A 20,062-nucleotide genomic window follows, 5' to 3' on the forward strand; every position below is an offset into this window, starting at 1 on the left:
GGGTGGGTTACGTGATGTCGCGCTGCTTGCTCATGAACCAGCCGCCGACCACGAACGCGGCGGTCCAGGCGGCGAAGATGAGGCCGCTGATCCACCAGTCGAAGGCGCCACGCGCGCCCGCGAGGGTGCGGGCGATGTTGGAGGCCGCGTCCTGCGCCTCCTGGTTGAAGTACGGGCTGATGGTCGACACCTTGTCCACGATCAGCTGCGCCGCGACCGAGCCGGTGAGCCCGTCGGCGGAGCCGTTGATCAGGATGCCGGGCCAGTTGTCCGGCAGCACCAAACCGATCAGGTTCTCCACCAGCAGCGTGTACAGCAGCAGCGAGATGATCGCCGCGATGGGGCTGCCGAACAGCGCCCCGATGCCCATGGCCAGCAGCGTCCAGAGCATGCACGACAGGATGCCGGTGCCGGCGATCTCCAGCCAGCTCACCGCGTCGGGCAGCTGCTCGGGGTGGGAGGCGATGGCCATGCCGATGCTGTCCACGCCGGTGATCACGACGCCGAAGGCGAGGCCCCAGATCGCGTACGTGATCAGCTTGGCGCCGAGCAGGGTGCCGCGGTTGGGCGCGGTCAGGTAGCTGGTGGTGATGGTCCGGCGGTTGATCTCGCTGGACACCGCCAGCGCGCCGAACACGATGGGGAACAGCGCGCTGATGTTGACCGTGCGGGCGAAGATCAGCGTCGACCACGGCAGGTTGCTGACGTTGGCCTTCACCGCGCCGGCGATCTCCGACTGGTCGGTCTGGTCGACGATCGCGCCGACGAGCGCGTTGCCGCCGATGCTCCACAGCGCGGCCAGCGCCACCGTCGGGATGAGCAGCGCCCACCACATCTTGGTGGTGAGGATCTTGCGGAACTCGGCGGAGATGAGCCGGCCCATCAGGCGTTACCTCCCCAGCCGCCACCCGGCGGCTGCTCGGGCGGCGGGGCCGCCTGCGGCTGGTACTGCTGTTGGTACTGCTGGGGATCGACGGGCGGCGGCACGTAGTCCTGGGGCGGGGCGTACCCCGGCTGCGGGGCGGCGTAGCCCTGCGGCGGCGTGCCCTGCGGGGCGTAACCGGGCGGCGCGTACCCGGGTGGCGTGCCCTGGGGCGGCGTGCCGGGGTAGCCCTGCGGCGGCGCATAGGTCGGGGCCGCGTAGCCGCCGGACGGCGGGCCGTAGCCCGGACCGGGCGGCGGACCCCAGCCGCCACCGGGCGGCGGGCCGTAGCCGGGCGGCGGCTGCTGGCCGGCGTACTGGCCCTGGGTCAGCCGGAAGAACAGCTGCTCCAGGTCGACGTTCTCCTGCTGGATGTCGTACAGCGCGATGCCGGCGGCCATGGCGGTGTCGGCGACGGTCTTGCGGTCCACGCCGGTGATCGCCAGCCGGCCGTCCGGCGTCGGCTCGACGGCGTTGACGCCGGCCTCCTGGAGCTTGGTCACCAGCGCCTGCGGGTCGGCGGCCTGCACGAGCACCCGGCTCTGCTGGGACTGCCGCAGGTAGTCCAGGCCGCCGTAGTACACGGTCTGGCCGCGGCTGATGATCACGACCTGGTCCACGGTCTGCTCGACCTCGGCCAGCAGGTGGCTGGAGATCAGCACCGTGCGGCCGGTGCGGGCGAAGGACTGGAGGAAGGCGCGCAGCCAGGCGATGCCCTCCGGGTCCAGGCCGTTGGCCGGCTCGTCGAGCACCAGCACCTGCGGGTCGCCGAGCAGCGCGGTGGCCAGCGCCAGCCGCTGCTTCATGCCCAGCGAGAAGCTGCCGGCGGCGCGGTGGCCGGCCTCGGACAGGCCGACGAGCGCCAGCACCTGGTCGGCCCGCTCGTCCGGCACGCCCATCGCGGTGGCGTAGACCCGCAGGTGGTTGCGCGCGGTCCGGGTCGGGTGGAAGCCCTGCGCCTCCAGCACCGCGCCGACCACCCGGCCGGGGTTGCCCAGCTGCTCGAACGGCAGGCCGTTGATCGTCGAGCCGCCCGCGGTCGGTCGCACCAGGCCCAGCAGCATGCGCAGGGTGGTGGTCTTGCCCGCGCCGTTGGGCCCGAGGAAGCCGGTGACCGACCCCGGCTCCACGGTGAAGCTGAGGTTGTTGACCGCGATGATCGGCCCGAACTGCTTGCTCAGGCCCTGCACCACGATGCGGCCACTGCCGTCGTGCACGTGTTCCTCCCAGGTGCCGGTGCGTTCGGGTGCCCCGGTCATACCCTATTCACCGGCTGCTCGCCGTGAGATCGCGAGTTGATCCGCCAGATATGTGACGACTCCGTCATCGTCGTTGGTTCCCGTGACCACCGACGCGGCCGCGCGCACCGCCGGCCGGGCGTTGCCGGGCGCGATCCGGCGGTCGGCGACCGCGAACATCGGCAGGTCGTTGACGTGGTCGCCGCACACGGTGATCTCGCCGTCGAGATCCAAGCGCTGCCGCAGCTCGAGGATCGCCGCGCCCTTGGTGGCCAGCGGGCTCTGCACCACCACTTCCGACCACCCCGGGCTGTACGAGTTGAGCGCCGCCCACACTCGCGCGCCGTCGCCGACGGCGGCCTGGACGGTCTCGGCGACGGCCGGCGCCTGCTCGTCCGGCACGTACGAGCACAGCATGACGACCCGTTCCCGGGCGGCGACGGCCCGCAGGTCGGCGGACTCGGTCAGCCGAGGGTCGCGGTAGCGGCGCTTCTCCCCGATGAACCAGCCCGCGCCGGGATTGAGGTCCGGGCCGAAGTGCACGCGGTCCCGGCGGCCGTCCCAGCTCGTCACGATCGGGTCGCCGAGCAGCTCGACCGCCTTGTCGGCGACCGCCGGGTCCAGTGCGTTGGTGACGAGGTGCTCTCCGGTGCGCAGGTCCGAGATGTACGCCCCGTTGTGCTCAATCACCGGCAGCCGCACGTCCACGCCGGGCAGCAGCGGCCGCATCGCCTCGGTGCTGCGGGCGCTCGCCACGGTCAGCGCGACGCCGGCCGCGACGAGCCGGTTCAGCCCGTCGCGGGCGGCGTCGGACAGCGACGTGTCGGAACGCAGCAGCGTCCCGTCCAGATCGCAGACCAGCAGGTGTCCCGGTGCGGTAAGCCAGCTCACCGCCCCGATCTTTGCAGGGAAAGCCACCTTCCCTGCATCACTTCGCGGCCGGCGACTCCCGCCAGTACTCCTCCAGCACGCGCCGCATCTCGGTGGTCTCCGCGTCCGGCTCGCCCAGCAGCTCGACGCGCGGCGGCGGGGCGACCTCGACCTCCGCCACCAACTGGCCCTCCAGCGGGTGATGCTGGGTCGCCGCGACCGGCTCCGGCCGCTCCGGCGGCGGCGCGGGCAGCACCCCGCCGAAGGCGAGGACCGGGTCCAGGCGGGCCAGCGCCGGGGCGTCCGGACGGTCCACGTACTCGCCGGGCGCGGGCCACGTCGGGTCGTCCACGATGTGCACGGTGGCGAACGGCCCCGAGCTGGCGATCGCCGGCGGCGGGGGCGGCGCGATGGCGGCGTAGCCGCTGGGCCCGGCCGGCAGCGCCGGCATCTCCATGGTCATCTCGGCCGGGATCTCCGGCGGGATGGTCATGATGCGGTGCGCCTCGGCCGGCAGCGGCCGCGTCCGCACGCCCTGCACGGCGGTGCCGTCGGCCTGCTTGCTGTGCCGCCCACCGCGGCGGAACGGATTGCGCACACCGCTGCGCGGCCGCGGTTGCGGGGCGCCGTCGCCGATGAGGTGCTGGTGCGCCAGCAGCCACACCTTGCACGGCCAGCGTCGCTTGCGCAGCCGGCCGGGGCAGGCACGGCAGCGGCCGTCCTCGTCGGCGGTGTGCACTTCGAGCAGCAGCCGCCAGCCGTCCGCCAGCCGCTGCAACTCGGCGCGCGCGAGCGGGGCCAGCGTGCCGGCGCTGGTCTGCTCGGCGGCTTGGTCGAGCGCGGCGAGCCGGCGCAGCACGGCGCGCCGCATCCCGTCGTCGACGGTGCTCATTCCCCCAGTCCTCCCGCGGTGTCGGCGGCATGGTCCAGCGCACGGTGCAGCCGCCTGGTCTGCTGCGGCGACAGCACCGCTGTCTCGCCCGGCGGGGCGACCAGCAGCACCTGGCCGCGGTCGACGATCACCGTCATGGCTCGGTCCCGGCCGAAGGGGTCCAGGCAGTCCACCCACCAACGGGGTTCACTCATCGACGTCTCCGGATGCTCCAGGGTGTGCCACCCAGATTCGTGTCACGTCGGTCGCGCAGGGCTGGCGGCACACACCCGACACACATCGGCCGATCGGGGCAGTTCACACAGTCCGCGAGGCAGGGTTTCACCCGTTTGCACGTGCGTTCACCCGTTCGAGTGGCTGCACACAAGATTTTTTCGACAGATCTCGCCCAAACATGAGGCAAATCGGGGTCGCAGACCCTAAGCTGTTGATGGCGGCCCGCTCCCAGTGACCCCCAGGCTGGTTGAGCGGGCCGCTCCTTTATGCCCTTCTCCGCCCATGGTTCGTGACCGGGCTCACTCTCGCAACCTCCTCGACGTGACCTTCGTTCGCCCGCTAAATTGTGGGTGTTTCCCATCTCTTTTAACCTGGGGGTACCGATGAGGGTTCTGGTCACCGCCTCGCCCGGCCTCGGGCACATGCTGCCGATGGTGCCGATCTCCTGGGCGCTGCGCGCCGCCGGTCACGACGTGCTGCTGGCCATGGCCGGTCGCAGCGCCGAGCACGTGCCGATGCTGGCCGCGTCCGGCCTGCACGTCGTCGAGACGCACGGCCACGAGGCGTTCGAGCGGCTGATGCAGTCCGCGCGCGAGTCGCTGGACGTCGCCCAGATCCAGCAGACGATCAGGGAGGCCGCCCGGTCCGGCAGCTTCGAGAAGCTCACGGGCATCGGGATGCGGCTGTTCGCGCCGCAGTCCGACGTGGTCGCCGACAACGTCGTGGCGGTCGCCGAGGACTGGCGGCCCGACCTGGTGCTGCACTCGCCGATGGACGGCGCCGGCCCGCTCGCCGCGGCCAAGCTCGGCGTGCCGGCGGTGGAGCAGGCGTTCGGCATGTTCAGCCTGGCCGACCGGGTCCCGCAGATGGCCGAGCTGCTGGCCGACACCTATCGCCGGCACGGCGTGGCCGGCCCGCCCGAGCGCCGCGGCCTGCTCAACGTGGCCCCGCCGAGCATGGGCACGCCGGAGGTCGGCTGGTCCCTGCGGTACGTGCCGTTCAACGGCGGCGGCCAGCTGCCGGACTGGTTGGTGCGCAAGCCCGAACGCCGGCGCGTGGTCGTCACGCTGGGCACGGTCGTCCCCGGCTTCGCCGGCCTCGGCTCGTTGCAGTGGCTGGCCGACGTCGCCGGCGGCGTCGACGCCGAATTCGTGGTCACGCTCGGCGACGCGGACGCCGCGCAGCTCGGCTCGCTGCCGGCCAACGTGCGTCCGGTGCCGTACACGCCGTTGAACGCCCTGCTGGCCACCAGCACTGCGGTGATCCACCACGGCGGCTCCGGCTCCACCATGACCGCGCTGGCGATGGGCCTGCCGCAGCTGGTCGTGCCGCACGGCGCCGACCAGTTCCACAATGCCCACGAGGTGGCCAAGCGCGGCGCCGGCTTCGAGATCGACAGCGACGGGGCCGGCATCGGCGCGGACGACCTCGACCGGCTGCTGAACGACACCTCGCTGGCCGCGACGGCCGCCGAGGTCAAGGCCGAGATCGCCGCCCAGCCGGCGCCGGCCGCACTCGTGTCCCGACTCGTCGAACTGGTGGGCTGATCCTCATGCGCGTGCTCGTCACTGCCCTGGCCGGACACGGCCATCTCTTCCCGCTCGTCACGACGGCGTGGGCGCTGCGCTCCGCCGGCCACGACGTCCTGTTCGCCACCGCCGGCGACATGACTGCCGTGCAGGGCACCGGCCTGCACTCCTACGACGTGGCGCCCGGCCTGGACATGCGCTCGCTGGTCGGCGACAACGCCGGCGACGCGTTCCGCAGCTCCACCCGCGGCCAGGGGTTCGATCCCGATCCGGCCAAGCTGCGCGAGCACCCGGCGTTCCGGCTGTTCAACGGCCTGGCCGAGGGCATGGTGGACGGCCTGGTCGGGCTGGCCCGGGACTGGCGGCCGGACGTCGTCGTCTACGAGGCGATGAACCTGATCGGACTGATCGCGGCGGACGCCGTCGGCGCGGGCACGGTGTCGCACTCGATCGGCGTCGCGCACAACCGCGCCATGATGGCCATGTTCGGCAGCATGCAGGTGGAGATCTTCCAGCGCTACGGCATGACCGCCATCCCGGACCCGGACGTGCACCTGGACGTCGCGCCGCCGAGCATGAAGCCGGAGCCGGACGGCTGGCTGATGCGGTACGTGCCGTACAACGGCGGCGGGCAGCTGCCGGGCTGGCTGACCGGCCGGCCGGAGCGGCCGCGGATCACCGTCACGCTGGGCACGGTCGCGCCGATGCTGACCGGCGTCGGGCCGGTGCAGCGGGTCGCCGCGGCGGCGGAGAAGATCGACGCCGAGTTCGTGATCGCGATCGGCGCCACCGCCGACACCTCGTCGCTGACGGACCTGCCGGACAACGTGCGGCTGGCCGGCTACGTGCCGCTCGGCCCGCTGCTGGCCAGCAGCACCGCGGTGATCCACCACGGCGGCGCGGGCACCACGCTGACCGCGCTGGACGCCGGTGTGCCGCAGATCGTGGTGCCGCAGGGCGCGGACGGCCCGGTCAACGCCGCCGCGGTGGCCGACGCCGGCTGCGGCCTGAACGTCACCGACGACCAGTTGGACGCCCAGCTGATCGAGCGGCTGCTGACCGAGGACTCGCTGCGCGTCGCCGCGGAGCGGATCCGGGCCGAGATGCACGCCATGCCGTCGCCGATCGAGGTGGCCGACCGGCTCGGTAAGAATTTCGGTGGACAGAAGTCTTAGCAAGCGAGTTAAATGACGGGATCTGAGGGAGGGAACCCGTCATGCGCATTCTGATCACCACGTCCCCGGGGCTGGGACACATCCTGCCGACCATCTCGTTCGCCCACGCGGCCCGCGCCGCCGGTCACGACGTGCTCTACGCGACCGGCGGCTCGGTGAACGCGATCTCCGAGGCCGGCCTCCAGGTCGTCGACGCCTCGCCGGACACCGACTACGCGCAGATCTTCATGGGCGCCGGCGCGAAACTGCGCGAGCAGATGCAGGCCGCGCAGGACGACGTGCAGCGGACCATGGAGCTCGGGCTGAAGCTGTTCGCGAAGGTGTCCGAGCCGACACTCGACAGCGTGGTGCGGGTTGCCGAGAAGTGGCAGCCGGACGTCATCGTGCACACCCCGCTCCAGGCCGCCGGCCAGCTCGCCGCCGGCAAGCTCGGCGTGCCGCTGGTGTCGGTGCAGCTCGCCATGGGACCGGACCGCATGTTCACGGGCCATGAGCAGATCACCCGCGACGAGCTGCGCGAGTACTTCGACCGTCACGGCGTCGCTTCGGTGCCGAACACGGCGGCGCTGCTCAGCGTCACGCCGCCGAGCGTGCGGGGGACGGGCGAGGTCCCCGACACCGTCTGGCCGATGCGGTACGTGCCGTACAACGGCGGCTCGGTGGTGCCGGAGTGGTTGCTGGACAAGCCGGAACGCCGCCGGGTGCTGATCACCCTGGGCACCGTCGTGCCGCACTTCGGGCTCGGCATGCTGGAGCCGGTCGTGGCCGCCGCGAGCAAGGTGGACGCGGAGTTCGTGCTGGCGCTGGGGAATGTGGACCTGTCGGCGCTGGGGGAGCTGCCGGAAAACGTCCGGGCCGTCGGCTACCTGCCGCTCGGCGTGCTGCTTTCCTCTTGTGACGCGGCGATCCACCACGGTGGCGCCGGCACCACGATGACCATTGTGGACGCCGGCATCCCGCAGATCGTTGTGCCGCAAGGGGCGGACCAGTTCCTCAATGCGGACACCGTGCAGGAGAACGGCGTCGGGCAGCGGGCCACGGTCGGCGATGTGGACGTGGCGCTGATCGAGCGGCTGCTGGGGGACGCCGACTGGCGTGCGAATGCCCTGCGGATGCGCGACGAGCTGCGTGCCATGCCGTCCCCGGTCGAGGTCGTCGAACGCCTCGCCGGCTTCGTCGGCTGACACCAGGTTTATGCAGGGAAGGACGCCTTACCCTCGTTGAGTGAGGGTAAGGCGTCCTTCCCTGCGTTAGGTCAGCCCTTGAGGGCGGCGGCGAGCTTGGCGCCGTCGTAGGAGCCCCAGCCGGTGACCTGGTCGTAGCCGGTGCCGGCCTTGAAGGTGCCGTTGCTGCCGGACGTCACGTCGTGGAAGCCGGTGCCCTTCAGGCCGTACAGCGCCTGGTTGGCCGCGCCGAGCTTGGTGCCGATGAGCGCGGCGAGGCCGGCCCACATCGGGGCGGCGCAGCTGGTGCCGCCGTAGACCTGCCAGGCGCCGGCGGAGTAGATGGCGTAGCCGCTGTTCGGGTCGGCGTCGGCCGACACGTCCGGCACGGTGCGCTTGCCGCCGACGCCGGCCTGCCAGCTCGGCGTGTCGAACACCGTGGAGGTGCCGCCGCCGGAACCGCTCCACGCGGTCTCCGAGCCGTAGGCGTTGCCGCTGACGGTCAGGTGCGTGCCGCCGACACCGGTCACGTTCGGGTCGGAGGCGGGGTAGTCGACGGCGTCCACGCCGGACCCGGTCTGGCTGCGGGTGCAGTCCTTGGAGCCGTCGTCACCGGAGGCGGAGAAGAAGCTGATGCCCTCGGCGGTCGCCTGCTTGATCGCGTTGCTGGTGCTGGTGATCGCCGACTGCGTGGTGTCCGGCTCGCACGAGCCCCAGGAGATCGACACCACCGACACCTTGTTGTCGCTGGCGATCTGGTTGGCCATGTCGATCTCGCCCTGGTCGCTGTTGGGCGCCTCGTACACGTAGGTCGACGCGGCCGGGGCCATCGCCTGCACGATCTCGATGTCCAGCTCGACTTCGCCCTGGCCCTGGCCCGGCTGCGAGTCGTAGTTGGCGTTGTCCACCGAAACGGTCTTCGGCGCCGACGAGCTCAGCGAGAACTGCTTGTCGTACGTGGAGATGTTGGACGCCTGGTAGCCATCGAACTCCCACAGCGCCACCGACTGGCCGGAACCGGTGCCGAGCGAGCCGGTGTCGTACGCGCCGCGCAGCTGCGTCGGGTTGTAGCCGGACGGCGCGTTCGGCTTGCGCTTGTTGGTGTTGTTGGTGTGCTTGACGGCGTGGTTGTCCAGGCCGACGACGCCCTGCACCACGGCGGCGACGTTCGCCGGCAGCTGCGGCGCGCTGTCGTTGGCGTAGAAGTCGCGGTGCTGCGCGGTGTCGGTGTAGCGGCCCATCGAGGTGCCGAACGCCGTCTGGAGCTGCGCTGCGGTGCCGTCGACCGTGACGACCTGGCGGTTGGCGCTGACCTTGTCGACGGTCAGGCCCTGGGAGCGCAGGTAGGTGGACACACTGTCCACGGAAGACTGGGTGGGCGCGAACCGGTCGTTGAACTGCGCGGTGGTGAGGAACTTGCCGTGGTTCGGCGAGTGAGGGTTGCTCGCGTCGGCGATGAACTTGTCCAGTTCGCTGCTGTTGCGCAGCTTGAGCGCCACCGACACCGACATCTTCGTGTTGGCGTCGAGCGCGCCGTCGCGCTGGCTGTGCGCGAGCGCCGGAGATGTGTTGTCGGGAACGGAAACCAGCGGCTGAGTCGCCGCGGCGGCGGAACCGGCCAGGGCCGCCGCGGCGATCAGGGGCAGGGGCGCCGCGGCGAGCGCGAGTGCGCGGAGACGTCGTGACATTCGGTGACTCCTTGGTGCGAGGCAGGGTTCGTACCCAAGTGGTCACCGACGGTAGACGTGTAACGCTTTCGAGGGAAGCGACGATGTGAGGGGTTCTTCAACAGTCCATCAACAGACGACAGGTCGGCCGCGCTGTTCGCGCGACCGACCTGTTCCCGGAATGCCGAGCCTGGCTCAGATGTTCACCACGTCGCTCAGCGGGGTGTGCGGGAGCCCGTGCGCGACCGCGACGGGCTCGTTGACCAGCTGGCCGGCGTGCACGTTCAGCCCCAGCGCCAGCGCCTTGTCGGCGTGCAGCGCCTGCTCCCAGCCCTTGTCGGCCAGCGCGACCGCGTAGGGCAGCGTCACGTTGGTCAGCGCGTAGGTGGAGGTGTTCGGCACCGCGCCCGGCATGTTGGCCACGCAGTAGAAGACCGAGTTGTGCACGCGGTAGGTCGGGTCGTCGTGCGTGGTCGGCCGCGAGTCCTCGAAGCAGCCGCCCTGGTCGATGGAGATGTCCACCAGCACCGAGCCCGGCTTCATCCGCGACACCAGCTCGTTGCTGACCAGCTTCGGCGCCTTCGCGCCGGCCACCAGCACCGCGCCGATCACCAGGTCGGCCTCCAGCACGGCCTGCTCCAGGGCGTACCGGTTGGAGGTGACGGTGCGGATCCGGCCGTGGAACTCGTGGTCGATCTGACGCAGCCGGTCCACGTTGGTGTCCAGGATCTCCACGTCGGAGCCCATGCCGGCGGCGATCGTCGCCGCGTTCACGCCGGCCACGCCGCCGCCGAGCACGACCACGCGGGCCGGCCGGACGCCGGGCACGCCGCCGGGCAGCACGCCGCGGCCGCCGGAGGGGCGCATCAGGGAGTAGGCGCCGACCTGGGCGGACAGCCGGCCGGCGACCTCGGACATCGGGGCCAGCAGCGGCAGCGCGCCGTTCGCGGTCTGCACCGTCTCGTACGCGATCGCGGTGTTGCCGGACGCGATGAGCGCGTCGGTGAGCGGCCGGTCGGCGGCCAGGTGCAGGTAGGTGAACAGGGTCTGGCCGGCACGCAGCTTGCCGTACTCCGAGGCGATCGGCTCCTTGACCTTGAGCACCAGTTCGCCCTCGGCCCACACGTCGTCGGCGGTGGCCAGCACCTTGGCGCCCGCGGCCAGGTAGTCCTCGTCCGGGATGGAGGAGCCGACACCGGCCCCGGCCTGCACGAACACGTCGTGGCCACGGGTGACCAACTCGTGCGCGCCGGCCGGGGTCAGCGCGACGCGGTACTCGTGGTTCTTGATCTCGCGGGGGACGGCGATCCGCACGATGTCGGTCCTTTCCGGGCGCACGGCTGGTGTGTCGTCTCCCACGGTGGGCTACGCCAACCCGGGGTGTCATCGTGCGCCCGGAAGCATCGAACGACCGCCCCGTTGTGCTCGGGGCACAAAACGGGGTGAGGTCTAGACCTGTCAGCTGTTCAGGCTGGAGCCCGGCCGGAAGATCATCACCACCGTGACGGCGACCCAGAGCAGGTTGAACAGGCCGGTGTACATCGCCAGCTGGGTGCTCGGCGCCGGCTTCCCCTCCAGCACGCGCTGCTGGTAGGGCAGCACCAGCAGGCCGAGCACCAGCGCGGCGACGCCGGTCAGCACGATCGAGATGATGATCCACAGGTTGCCGGTGACGCCCATGATGCCGGCGGTGGCGAAGCCGAAGAACGGCACCGCGATCGCCACCAGCGCGTACACCTTGCAGATCCGGTTGAGCAGCCGCAGAGTGGCCATGTCGGCATCGTCTCCGCTGGTCAGGGCCTTGCGGGCGGCGGGCGGGAACATGCTCGCGGCCACCGCGACCGGCCCGATGGCGACGATCACGGCGATGATGTGGATGGTGAGCAGGATCTTGGTCACGGCGCTGCTTCCTCCCTGTGGGCGCGCTCTGCGCGTCACTCATTCAGCCTCATCATTCGCCTGCTGAGACAGTGGCTGGATCGCCAGGGTGCAACGGATTCCCGCCAGCTACCGTGGCGGCATGCACACCGTCGCCGTGCTCGCCCTGCCCGGGGTCATCCCGTTCGATCTGGCCACGCCGATCGAGGTCTTCCGACGCACCCCCGGCTACCGCGTGCGGATCTGCGGCTCCGAGCCGGAGATCGACGCCGGCCTGTTCACGGTCCGTGTCCACTGGGGCCTCGATGCCCTGATCGAGGCGGACACGGTCATCCTTCCGGGTACCGAGTCCTTCGACGTGCCGGAGGCCGTCGTCGAGGCGCTGCGGGCGGCGGCCGCGCGAGGCGTTCGGATCGCGTCGATCTGTTCGGGGGCGTTCATCCTCGCCGCGACGGGTCTGTTGGACGGCCTGCGCGCGACCACGCACTGGGTCGCCGCCGCCGCGCTCGCCGAACGCTATCCGCTGGTCGACGTCGATCCGGACGTGCTGTACGTGGACAACGGCCAGTTCCTGACCTCGGCCGGCGCGGCCGCCGGGCTCGACCTGTGTCTGCACCTCATCCGTCGCGACTACGGCTCCGCTGCCGCCGCCGACGCCGCGCGGCTGTCGGTGATGCCGCTGGAGCGGGACGGCGGCCAGGCGCAGTTCATCGTGCACGACCTGCCGCCGGTGCCGCGGGGCACCGAGCTGGAGAAGTTGTTGGCGTGGATGGAAGAGAACTCCGTCCGCGACCTGACATTGGACGAGATCGCCGCGCAGGCCGGCATGAGCACCCGCACGCTGAACCGGCGATTCCGGGAGCAGACCGGGACTTCGCCGCTGCGGTGGCTGCACCGCGCGCGGGTCCGCCGCGCGCAGCACCTGTTGGAGGCGACGGGCGAACCGGTGGAGCGGATCGCGGCGCGCACCGGATTCGGCTCCCCGACGGCGTTTCGCGAGCACTTCAAGCGGATCGTCGGCACGAGTCCGCAGGCCTACCGGAACGCGTTCACGCCCACTTCAGCGTGACCAGCTGCACCAGCAGCGCGAGCCGCACATCGGGATCGTCCAGGTCGACCAGCTCGCCGATCTTCTTCATCCGGTACCGGAAGGTGTTCGGGTGGATCCGCAGCGCCCGGCTCGCGGCGCGGGGATCGCCGGGGTGCCGCAGCCACTCGAACAACGTGTCCAGGTCCATGTCCTTCAGCTGTGCCAGCGGTCCGAGCTCGCCCACCCCGGACGCCTTGGAGGCGGCGGCGACGCGGTGCAGCACCAGCGCCGACCAGACCTCCTCGTAGTTGGCGAGCTTGCGCGCGACGAGCCCGGTTCGCAGCAGCGCCAACGTTTCGTCGGCCTGCGACCGGGACAGTGGGAGGTCGGCCAGCTCGACCGGGCTGCCGGCGGCGACGAGCGGCTCGCCGGTGGCGAGCACCTCTCGTAGCGGCGCCCAGCCCTTGTCCGGGACCACGGCGTAGAGGACGCCGTGCAGGTCGGCGACCGCCGGTCGGCGGCCCACACCCCGGGTCATCCGCTCCCAGAGCGCGAGGCGGACGCCCTCCGCGTCCTCGGCGTCCTCGCTGGACGCGTCGATCGCGATCACCCGATGGGGTTGCTCGTCGAGCCCCAGCTCCGCCGCCGCGGCCCGGCTGCCGGTGGAACCGGCCAACACCGCCCGCACGAGCTCGGCCGAGCGCATCCGCTCGGCGTCCACCCGGGCCCGGCGGCGCAGCAGGTGCAGCGCGACGACCGGGCCGGTGTCGGCGAAGGCGGCCGACCGCTCGTCGGTGACCTCGCCGTCGACCACCGCCCACATCGAGCCCAGCAGCTCGCCGCCCATCCGGATCGGCACGATCAGCCGCGGCAGCGTGCCGTCCTTCTGCGCCGGCACGAAGATCACCGACCGGCCCTTGCTGAGCTGCCGGAACACGCCCCGGCTGCGGAACCTGGCCAGCACGTCGTCCGGCACCCGGCGGCCCATGATCGTGGACACCCGGGCCGGGTCGGTGCGGTCCTGCCGCGAGGAGTAGGCCAGCACCCGGGAGTTCGCGTCCTCGATCGTCACCGGCGCGTCGATCACCGCCGCCACGGCGTCGGCCAGCCGGAACAGGTCGCCGAACTGCTCGACGTCGCCGTCGGACTCGTCGTCGGCGGCCGCGTCGAGGACGGCTCGCAGCAGCCAGACCAGTTGCGCCCAGGCGGCTTCCTGCCGTACCTCGACGACGGCGATCTCCGCCTCCGTGGCCGCCTTCAGCACCTCGATGTCGCCGGCCTGCGGCTGCTTGAGCAGCACACCGGCGGCGCCCCTGGAGTGCCGGACCAGGTCGACCGCGTCCTTCCGGCCGCCGACCGCCACGCCCAGCACCAGGTCGCCGGCCGCGATCACGTTGCGGCGGCCCGGCTCGGCGATCACCACGTCGGTGACGCTGTGCGGGGCCGCCGCCGCGTGCACGGCGCGCAGCATCGTCGGCCCCACCCGGTCGACGACGCCCTGCACGGTCACCATCGCGCCATCGTGCCACCCCCGTCGCCGCTGTTCATGTCCGACGAGCGGAAGGGGGAGAAGATATTTCACATTTGCGGGGCGGCCAATCACGTGGCCTCTTTTATCGGCGCTCACGGGGCGGCAATCCTTGAGCGAGGCTTCCTGTGGATCACGGCGTTTCGACACGGGCCGGCCTTGAACGCGCACATCGCTCGACAATTGCGAAAGGGATGAAATGGTGAAGGCCTTCCTCCGTGGTACGCGCGCCCTGTCCGCTCTGTTCGCCGTCCTTCTGGGAATCCTGCTCGTGGCCCCGCAGGGCGCGGCGATGGCCCGCGCGCTCGACGGCCCGGGCGGAGCAGCCGCCAAGGCTCCTTGTTATCAGAAGATTTCGGTCGTCAACAGCGCCGCGTTCGTCATGAACTGGACCGGGAAGATTTCCACCGGTCTGTCCACGCCGTCCACCGACAATTATCCTGTCGGCCAGGAGCGGACCATCGACTTCAATGCGTACGGAATCAGGGACGGCGTCGAGATCTGGCCCGAGGTGCACGCCATTCTCGGCACCACGGAGAGCGGCCCGCGCGTGCAGTTCTGCGAGGGTGGCGCCACCGCCGCCTACCGGGTGACCGGCACCACTCTCAACTTCTCGGTGACGCTCCTCTGACCTGAGCTCGCGCCGTCGTTCGGCCCCCCGACGCGACCGTCGGGGGGCCGAACCCGCGGTCAGCGCCTGCTGATCTTGAAAACCCAGGCGTACTGGCCGGCGGCGACCGCGGCCGCCGGCACGTCGACCACCAGCGAGCCGCCGGTCACCGCCCACGTGAGCGGGGTGCGGTACCCCAGCATGGTGACGGTGTCACCCGGCCGGATCGGCACCGGCGCGGCCACCGTCAACTGGCTGCCCGGCGCCGTCAGCGACGTGATGTAGAAGGCGTCCGACTTCACCGTGAACCGCAGGTCACCCAGCTGAGCCTGCCTCGACCAGTACGACGTGTCGTAGATCGACTCGCCGTTGACCTTGAGCCAGGCACCGGTCTGGCGCAGCCGGGTCTGCATGATCTCCGGGATGGTGCCGTCCGCGCGCGGGCCGATGTCCAGCAGGAAGTTGCCGTTCTTGCTGACGATGTCGACCAGCGTGTGCACGACCTCCTCGGCGGTCATGTACATGTCGTCCGGGGTCGCCCGGTTGTAGCCGTAGCTGCGCGGATCCAGCCCGCGGCTGGCCTCCCACTTGGCCACCACCGTGTTCGGGTACGTGGCGTACTCCGGCGTGGTGAAGTCGTGCACCGAGATGCCCGACCGGTCGTTGATCGTCACGTCCTTCGGCCGCGGCCGGTCCTTGGCGTGGTTGAAGTACTCCGCCATCAGCCGCCGGCTGTCGTTGACGCCGCCGATGTCGCACCAGATCACGTCCGGGTCGTAGCCGTGCACCAGCTCCAGCATCTGCGGCAGCTGGTAGTCGAGCACGAAGTCCCGGCCGCTCGCGTACCCCGTGTACGGCACCGCCGCGCCGGTGTACGGGTTGCGCGGCGCGTGGCCCATCCACGGGTTGTCCGGGTTGAACCACTCCGGCATCGAGAAGTACAAACCGTTGCGCAGCTGGGGAGTGTGCTGGCGGGACGCCGCGAACAGGTCCTTGACCAGGTCGCGTTTCGGCCCCAGCTTGGCGGCGGTGCGGCCGGAGACCTTGGAGTCCCAGAGCGCGAAACCCTCGTGGTGCTTGGAGGTCAACACGTAGTAGCGGGCGCCGGCGTCGACGAAGAGGTTGAGCCAGTCCAGCGGATTCCACTTCTCCGCCTTGAACTGGGGGATGAAGTCGTCGTAGTTGAAGTTCGCGCCGAAGGTCTGGCGGTGGTAGTCGTAGACGGCGTTGGACGGGTCCTGCATCCAGTTCCAGTACCACTCGGCGTACTGCTTGCCGGGCGGCGACCAGGCCGGCACCGAGTAGACGCCCCAGTGGATGAAGATGCCGAACTTGGCGTCCTGGAACCAGTACGGGGCCTGGTGCGTGTTCAGGGACGTGTCGGCTGGCTGGTAGTCGGGGACTCCCAACAGGATCGGGGCCTGCGCGCTGGCCAGCGTGTCCTTTTTGGACTTCGCGGTGAGGGTTCCGTTGACGGTCGTGCCGTCGTCGACGGTCTGGTTCTTGCGGATGCCGATGCGGACCTTCGCCTCGTCGCCGGGGGCCAGCCAGGCGACGGTGGCCGGGGTGACGGTGCGGCCGCCCGGGACGGTGACGGAGATCGTCAGCTGGTCCTGCGGGGTGATCCACTCGGTGCCGAGGTTGACCACCGTCGCCTCGACGACCTGCGGGCCGGCGTCGGTGAGCAGGCTGGTGGTCGACTTCGTGCCGCGCAGCGTGACGGCCTTGCCGACGACCACCGGCTGGAGGCTGAGCGCGAACACGTGCAGGCTGGATTTGCCCTCGACGGCGGGATTGGTGGTCGGCAGGGTGATCGCCACCGCGTCCCGGGCCGGATCCAGCCAGACCTGCGAGGTGCTGATCGACACCGGGCTCTGGTCGGTGCCGCCGCCGGGCGTGTAGCGGAACGGGGCGACGAGCTGGCCGCTGCCCGAGTACCAGTCGGCGCCGCCGAGCTGGGCCTGGCTGGTGGTGCCGTCGGCGTAGTGCACGGTCGCCGTGCCGCCGGTCGCGCCGTACGAGCAGGCCGTGAGGAACAGGGCCGTGACGTAGCGCCCCTTGGGCAGCGGGATCTGCTGGCCCATGGCGACGATGTTGTTCTTGCCGGTGGCGGCCGGAAACGTGAACGGGACGCCGTCCACGGTGATCGGGCCGCTCGGTAAGCCCTCGGCCGGGAAGGTGTAGCCGGATCCGTCGAAGTTGCCGTCGTGGGTGGTGGCGGTGTCGATGCCGTCGTTGTCGAACAGGCCGTCCAGGGGGACAGGGACCGGATTCGGTGCGTCGGAGGCCGCGAATGCGGCCCCTGTCCCGGTGCTGATGGTCGCTAGCGCGGTGGCACCCAGGGCCAGACCCAGGGCGGTCCGTCGGGGGAAGGTCGTCATCGAGCCCTCCTGCGTCGGGCCACCCGGCGACGAATAGATCCGATGTGTGGGCGGGGTTTGCGGCGGACCGGGGGCCTGACGCGGGTTAGTCATCGGATGACTGTGATCCTGGGGTGGCCGGGCTCACACTGTCAAGACCTCGGTCACGCCCCTGGCCGCGAGGTGCTCGGGCGTGGTCTCCAGCACGATCGCCGGCCGCCTGCCCTCCGCCGCCAGCCGCATCCAGGCCTCGAAGAACGCGCCGCCCGGCCCCGAGGAACTCCGTTTGCCGTCGAAGAACAGGGCGGTCGTGCGGTCCACCGGCTTCGGCAACTCCGCGTGCACGGCCTGGCTGACGGCCTTGGCCAGCGGCTTCGCGTTGCCGTCGGCGTCGAACAGGCCCAGGCCGTACTCCAGCTCGGGGTAGTCGACGAACTTCCGGTCCACGTCGTGCGAGCACCACCAGGTCAGGCCCCACACGTTCTTGCAGGTGGCGACGTTGCCAATCGTTTGCTCCGCGTACTCCTCGGCGTGCTCCACCGGGATGTGCGGGGCCGGCGCGCCGACCTCCTGCACCCAGATCACCCGGTCCGGCGTGCCGTAGGCGCGGGCCAGCTCGGTGCCGTACTCGGCGAGGTGGTGGATCTCCGTCGACTGCGGACCGTAACGGCGGGCCGCGTTCAGCGTGAAGACCCAGGGGTGGACCGTGGTCATCGCGCCCTTGGTCGCGCTGGCCAGCGGCGTGAAGGGGTGATCGTCGACGTACCAGGCGTCGTCGAAGGCCGAGTGGCAGTGCGGATGGTCCGGGTCGGCCTCGTTGACGGCGGCCAGCAGCCGGTCCAGCCAGACGTCCACCTCGTCCGCCGTGCACGGGTTGTGCGCCACCAGGTTGTTCATCTCGTTGCCGAGCGTCATGCCCAGGAAGTTCGGCTCGCCCCGCAGGGCCGTCGCCAGCGTGCGCAGCAGCAGGATCTGGCCCTCCAGCACGTCCGGATCGGTGAAGACGTTGCGGTGGTGCCAGGTCTGCGTCCAGGAGGGGTAGAAGTCGAAGCTGGACAGGTGGCCCTGGATGCCGTCGACCGTGACGTCCAGGCCGGCCGCCGCGCCGAGGCGGACCAGCTCCAGCAGCTGCTCGACGGCTTTTTCACGGATGACACCGCGGTTGGGCTGGAAGACCGGCCAGATCGGGAAGACCCGGACGTGGTCCAGGCCGAGGCCGGCCAGCTGGTCCAGGTCGCGGCGGATCGAGTCCGGCTCGAAGTCGAGCCAGGTGTGCCACCAGTGCTTGCTGGGCGTGTAGTTGGCGCCGAACCTCATGCACAGCTCCCCGGGTCGCCTAGAGTGTGAGGCAACAATTCCACACAGGCCGCGTGCCCCACGGCACACAGCCCGGTCGGGAGAGCCCTCGGAACCGCCGGGGCGCCGAAGGAGCAAGCCTCCCCGCACACTCTCAGGCAACCAGACCGGCCGGGCGAGGCGACTCTGGAAAGTTCGCGTGCGCGGTCGTGCACGCACACCCACGGTGCAAGCTGTCGCGGTCGTGACGGCGAAGCTCTCAGGTCCCATGACAGAGGGGGAGCTCCTTTTCGGCACACAACCGTGGAGTCCGCCACATGGCCATCAGCGTTTTCGACCTCTTCTCGGTGGGGATCGGCCCGTCCAGCTCGCACACCGTCGGGCCGATGCGGGCCGCCACCATGTTCGTGTCCCGGCTGCGTTCCGCCGGTCTGTTCGACTCCGTGTCCCGGGTGCACGTCGAGCTGTTCGGGTCGCTCGGCGCGACCGGACACGGCCACGGCAGCCCCAAGGCCGTGATGCTGGGGCTGGAGGGTTCGCAGCCCGAGCTGTGCGACCCCACCGACGCCGACGACCGTGTGGCCCGCATCCGGTCGTCGAGTCGGCTGACGCTGGGCGGCTCCCGTGAGATCGAGTTCGTCGAGGACACCGACCTGATCATGCACCGCCGCAAGCAGCTTCCGTTGCATCCCAACGGAATGAGCTTCGCCGCGTTGGACGGGGACACGGAGCTGGACTCCGCCGTGTACTACTCCGTCGGCGGTGGCTTCATCGTCGACGAGACCGCCACCGGCACCGACCGGATCAAGCAGGACCAGACTGTGCTGCCGCACCCGTTCCTGTCCGGCGACGAACTCCTTGCCCGGACGCGGGAATCCGGCCTGTCCATCAGCGATGTCATGCTCGCCAACGAGCTCTCGTGGCGCACCGAGGGCGAGGTTCGCTCCGGGCTGCTGCACATCTGGCACGTCATGCAGGAGTGCGTGGAGCGGGGGTGCACCGTCGAGGGCACCCTGCCCGGTGGTCTCAAGGTGCGTCGGCGGGCGGCGGACCTGCGCCGCACCCTGGCCGCAGAGCACTTCGCCACCGACCCCCTGCGCGTCATGGACTGGGTGACCCTGTTCGCCCTGGCCGTCAACGAGGAGAACGCCGCCGGCGGCCGCGTCGTCACCGCCCCCACCAACGGCGCTGCCGGCATCGTGCCCGCCGTCCTGCACTACTACTCCCGCTTCGTTCCCGGCGCCTCCGACGACGGCGTCGTCCGATTCCTGCTCACCGCCGGGGCCATCGGCGTCCTGTTCAAGGAGAACGCCTCCATCTCCGGCGCCGAGGTCGGTTGCCAGGGTGAGGTCGGCTCCGCCTGCTCCATGGCCGCCGCCGGTCTCGCCGAGGTGCTCGGCGGCACCCCCGAGCAGGTCGAGAACGCCGCCGAGATCGCCATGGAGCACAACCTCGGTCTCACCTGCGACCCCATCGGCGGGCTCGTGCAGATCCCCTGCATCGAGCGCAACGCCCTCGCGTCCATCAAGGCCATCACCGCCGCCCGCATGGCCCTTCGCGGCGACGGCGCCCACTTCGTGTCGTTGGACAAGGTCATCAAGACCATGCGCGACACCGGCCGTGACATGAAGGACAAGTACAAGGAGACGGCTCGCGGCGGCCTGGCCGTCAACGTCATCGAGTGCTGA

The 20,062-nt window shown here is 70.7% G+C and carries 17 protein-coding genes and 1 riboswitch; of the genes, 6 read left to right on the top strand and 11 right to left on the bottom strand.

Going from position 1 to position 20,062, the window contains the following annotated elements:
- Positions 1–7: 7 nt before the first annotated feature.
- Genes BCF44_RS04470 through BCF44_RS04485 form a run of 5 tightly spaced genes read right to left on the bottom strand, consistent with a single transcriptional unit; the run spans position 8 to position 4,116 of the window.
- The gene (locus BCF44_RS04470; protein WP_116172712.1) at positions 8–883 is read right to left on the bottom strand and encodes an ABC transporter permease subunit; all 876 of its coding nucleotides are present in this window, start codon (positions 881–883) and stop codon (positions 8–10) included.
- Positions 883–2,139, bottom strand: coding sequence for an ABC transporter ATP-binding protein (locus BCF44_RS04475; protein WP_116172909.1), 1,257 nt, complete (start codon positions 2,137–2,139; stop codon positions 883–885). Before BCF44_RS04475 ends, BCF44_RS04470 begins: the two co-directional genes overlap by 1 nt.
- Before the next feature lie 45 nt (positions 2,140–2,184).
- A complete protein-coding gene (locus BCF44_RS04480) occupies positions 2,185–3,078 on the bottom strand; it encodes an HAD-IIB family hydrolase (RefSeq protein ID WP_170217318.1) in 894 nt (297 codons plus the stop codon).
- Positions 3,079–3,088: 10 nt separating this feature from the next.
- A complete protein-coding gene (locus BCF44_RS55295; RefSeq protein ID WP_170217319.1) occupies positions 3,089–3,922 on the bottom strand; it encodes a hypothetical protein in 834 nt (277 codons plus the stop codon).
- A complete protein-coding gene (locus BCF44_RS04485; RefSeq protein WP_116172714.1) occupies positions 3,919–4,116 on the bottom strand; it encodes a hypothetical protein in 198 nt (65 codons plus the stop codon). Before BCF44_RS04485 ends, BCF44_RS55295 begins: the two co-directional genes overlap by 4 nt.
- A gap of 405 nt (positions 4,117–4,521) precedes the next feature.
- On the opposite strand from BCF44_RS04485, the gene BCF44_RS04490 reads away from it, so the two are divergent.
- From BCF44_RS04490 to BCF44_RS04500, 3 genes are read left to right on the top strand one after another with little or no spacing between them, the layout of a single operon-like run.
- Entirely contained in the window at positions 4,522–5,685 is a 1,164-nt protein-coding gene (locus tag BCF44_RS04490) for a nucleotide disphospho-sugar-binding domain-containing protein (RefSeq protein WP_147328386.1), read from the top strand.
- A gap of 11 nt (positions 5,686–5,696) precedes the next feature.
- A complete protein-coding gene (locus BCF44_RS04495; protein WP_170217320.1) occupies positions 5,697–6,842 on the top strand; it encodes a nucleotide disphospho-sugar-binding domain-containing protein in 1,146 nt (381 codons plus the stop codon).
- A gap of 41 nt (positions 6,843–6,883) precedes the next feature.
- Complete coding sequence (locus tag BCF44_RS04500; protein WP_116172717.1) at positions 6,884–8,026, top strand: nucleotide disphospho-sugar-binding domain-containing protein; 1,143 nt, start codon at positions 6,884–6,886, stop codon at positions 8,024–8,026.
- Between the two features lie 71 nt (positions 8,027–8,097).
- Here the strand turns inward: BCF44_RS04500 and BCF44_RS04505 are convergent, their stop codons facing one another.
- From BCF44_RS04505 to BCF44_RS04515, 3 genes are all read right to left on the bottom strand, one after another.
- The gene (locus BCF44_RS04505) at positions 8,098–9,693 is read right to left on the bottom strand and encodes a S53 family peptidase (RefSeq protein WP_116172718.1); all 1,596 of its coding nucleotides are present in this window, start codon (positions 9,691–9,693) and stop codon (positions 8,098–8,100) included.
- Positions 9,694–9,867: 174 nt separating this feature from the next.
- Entirely contained in the window at positions 9,868–10,986 is a 1,119-nt protein-coding gene (gene ald, locus BCF44_RS04510) for an alanine dehydrogenase (RefSeq protein WP_116172910.1), read from the bottom strand.
- A 144-nt stretch (positions 10,987–11,130) separates the two neighbouring features.
- Positions 11,131–11,571 (bottom strand): hypothetical protein, encoded by a 441-nt coding sequence (locus BCF44_RS04515; RefSeq protein WP_116172719.1) that lies wholly within the window; start codon positions 11,569–11,571, stop codon positions 11,131–11,133.
- 121 nt (positions 11,572–11,692) lie between these two features.
- Here BCF44_RS04515 and BCF44_RS04520 point away from each other — a divergent pair, with 121 nt between their 5' ends.
- Positions 11,693–12,619: a GlxA family transcriptional regulator gene (locus BCF44_RS04520; protein ID WP_116172911.1), complete on the top strand. Its 927-nt coding sequence runs from the start codon at positions 11,693–11,695 to the stop codon at positions 12,617–12,619.
- Here BCF44_RS04520 and BCF44_RS04525 read toward each other — a convergent pair.
- Positions 12,600–14,093, bottom strand: coding sequence for a PucR family transcriptional regulator (locus tag BCF44_RS04525; RefSeq protein WP_116172720.1), 1,494 nt, complete (start codon positions 14,091–14,093; stop codon positions 12,600–12,602). The genes BCF44_RS04520 and BCF44_RS04525 overlap by 20 nt on opposite strands.
- 217 nt (positions 14,094–14,310) lie before the next feature.
- On the opposite strand from BCF44_RS04525, the gene BCF44_RS04530 reads away from it, so the two are divergent.
- Entirely contained in the window at positions 14,311–14,739 is a 429-nt protein-coding gene (locus tag BCF44_RS04530) for a hypothetical protein (protein WP_170217321.1), read from the top strand.
- Between the two features lie 59 nt (positions 14,740–14,798).
- On the opposite strand, the gene BCF44_RS04535 is transcribed toward BCF44_RS04530, so the two are convergent.
- Together BCF44_RS04535 and BCF44_RS04540 are read right to left on the bottom strand one after the other, a co-directional pair.
- Positions 14,799–17,099 carry an alpha-L-fucosidase gene (locus BCF44_RS04535; RefSeq protein ID WP_116172722.1) on the bottom strand — a complete coding sequence of 767 codons (2,301 nt, stop codon included), beginning with the start codon at positions 17,097–17,099 and terminating at the stop codon, positions 14,799–14,801.
- A 123-nt stretch (positions 17,100–17,222) separates the two neighbouring features.
- The gene (locus tag BCF44_RS04540; RefSeq protein WP_116172723.1) at positions 17,223–18,395 is read right to left on the bottom strand and encodes a glycoside hydrolase 5 family protein; all 1,173 of its coding nucleotides are present in this window, start codon (positions 18,393–18,395) and stop codon (positions 17,223–17,225) included.
- 67 nt (positions 18,396–18,462) lie between these two features.
- Positions 18,463–18,554: riboswitch (glycine riboswitch) on the top strand.
- 137 nt (positions 18,555–18,691) lie between these two features.
- Between BCF44_RS04540 and BCF44_RS04545 the strand changes: the two genes are divergently transcribed.
- Positions 18,692–20,062 (top strand): L-serine ammonia-lyase, encoded by a 1,371-nt coding sequence (locus BCF44_RS04545; protein ID WP_116172724.1) that lies wholly within the window; start codon positions 18,692–18,694, stop codon positions 20,060–20,062.

The organism is Kutzneria buriramensis, from assembly GCF_003387475.1.
GTDB lineage: Bacteria > Actinomycetota > Actinomycetes > Mycobacteriales > Pseudonocardiaceae > Kutzneria > Kutzneria buriramensis.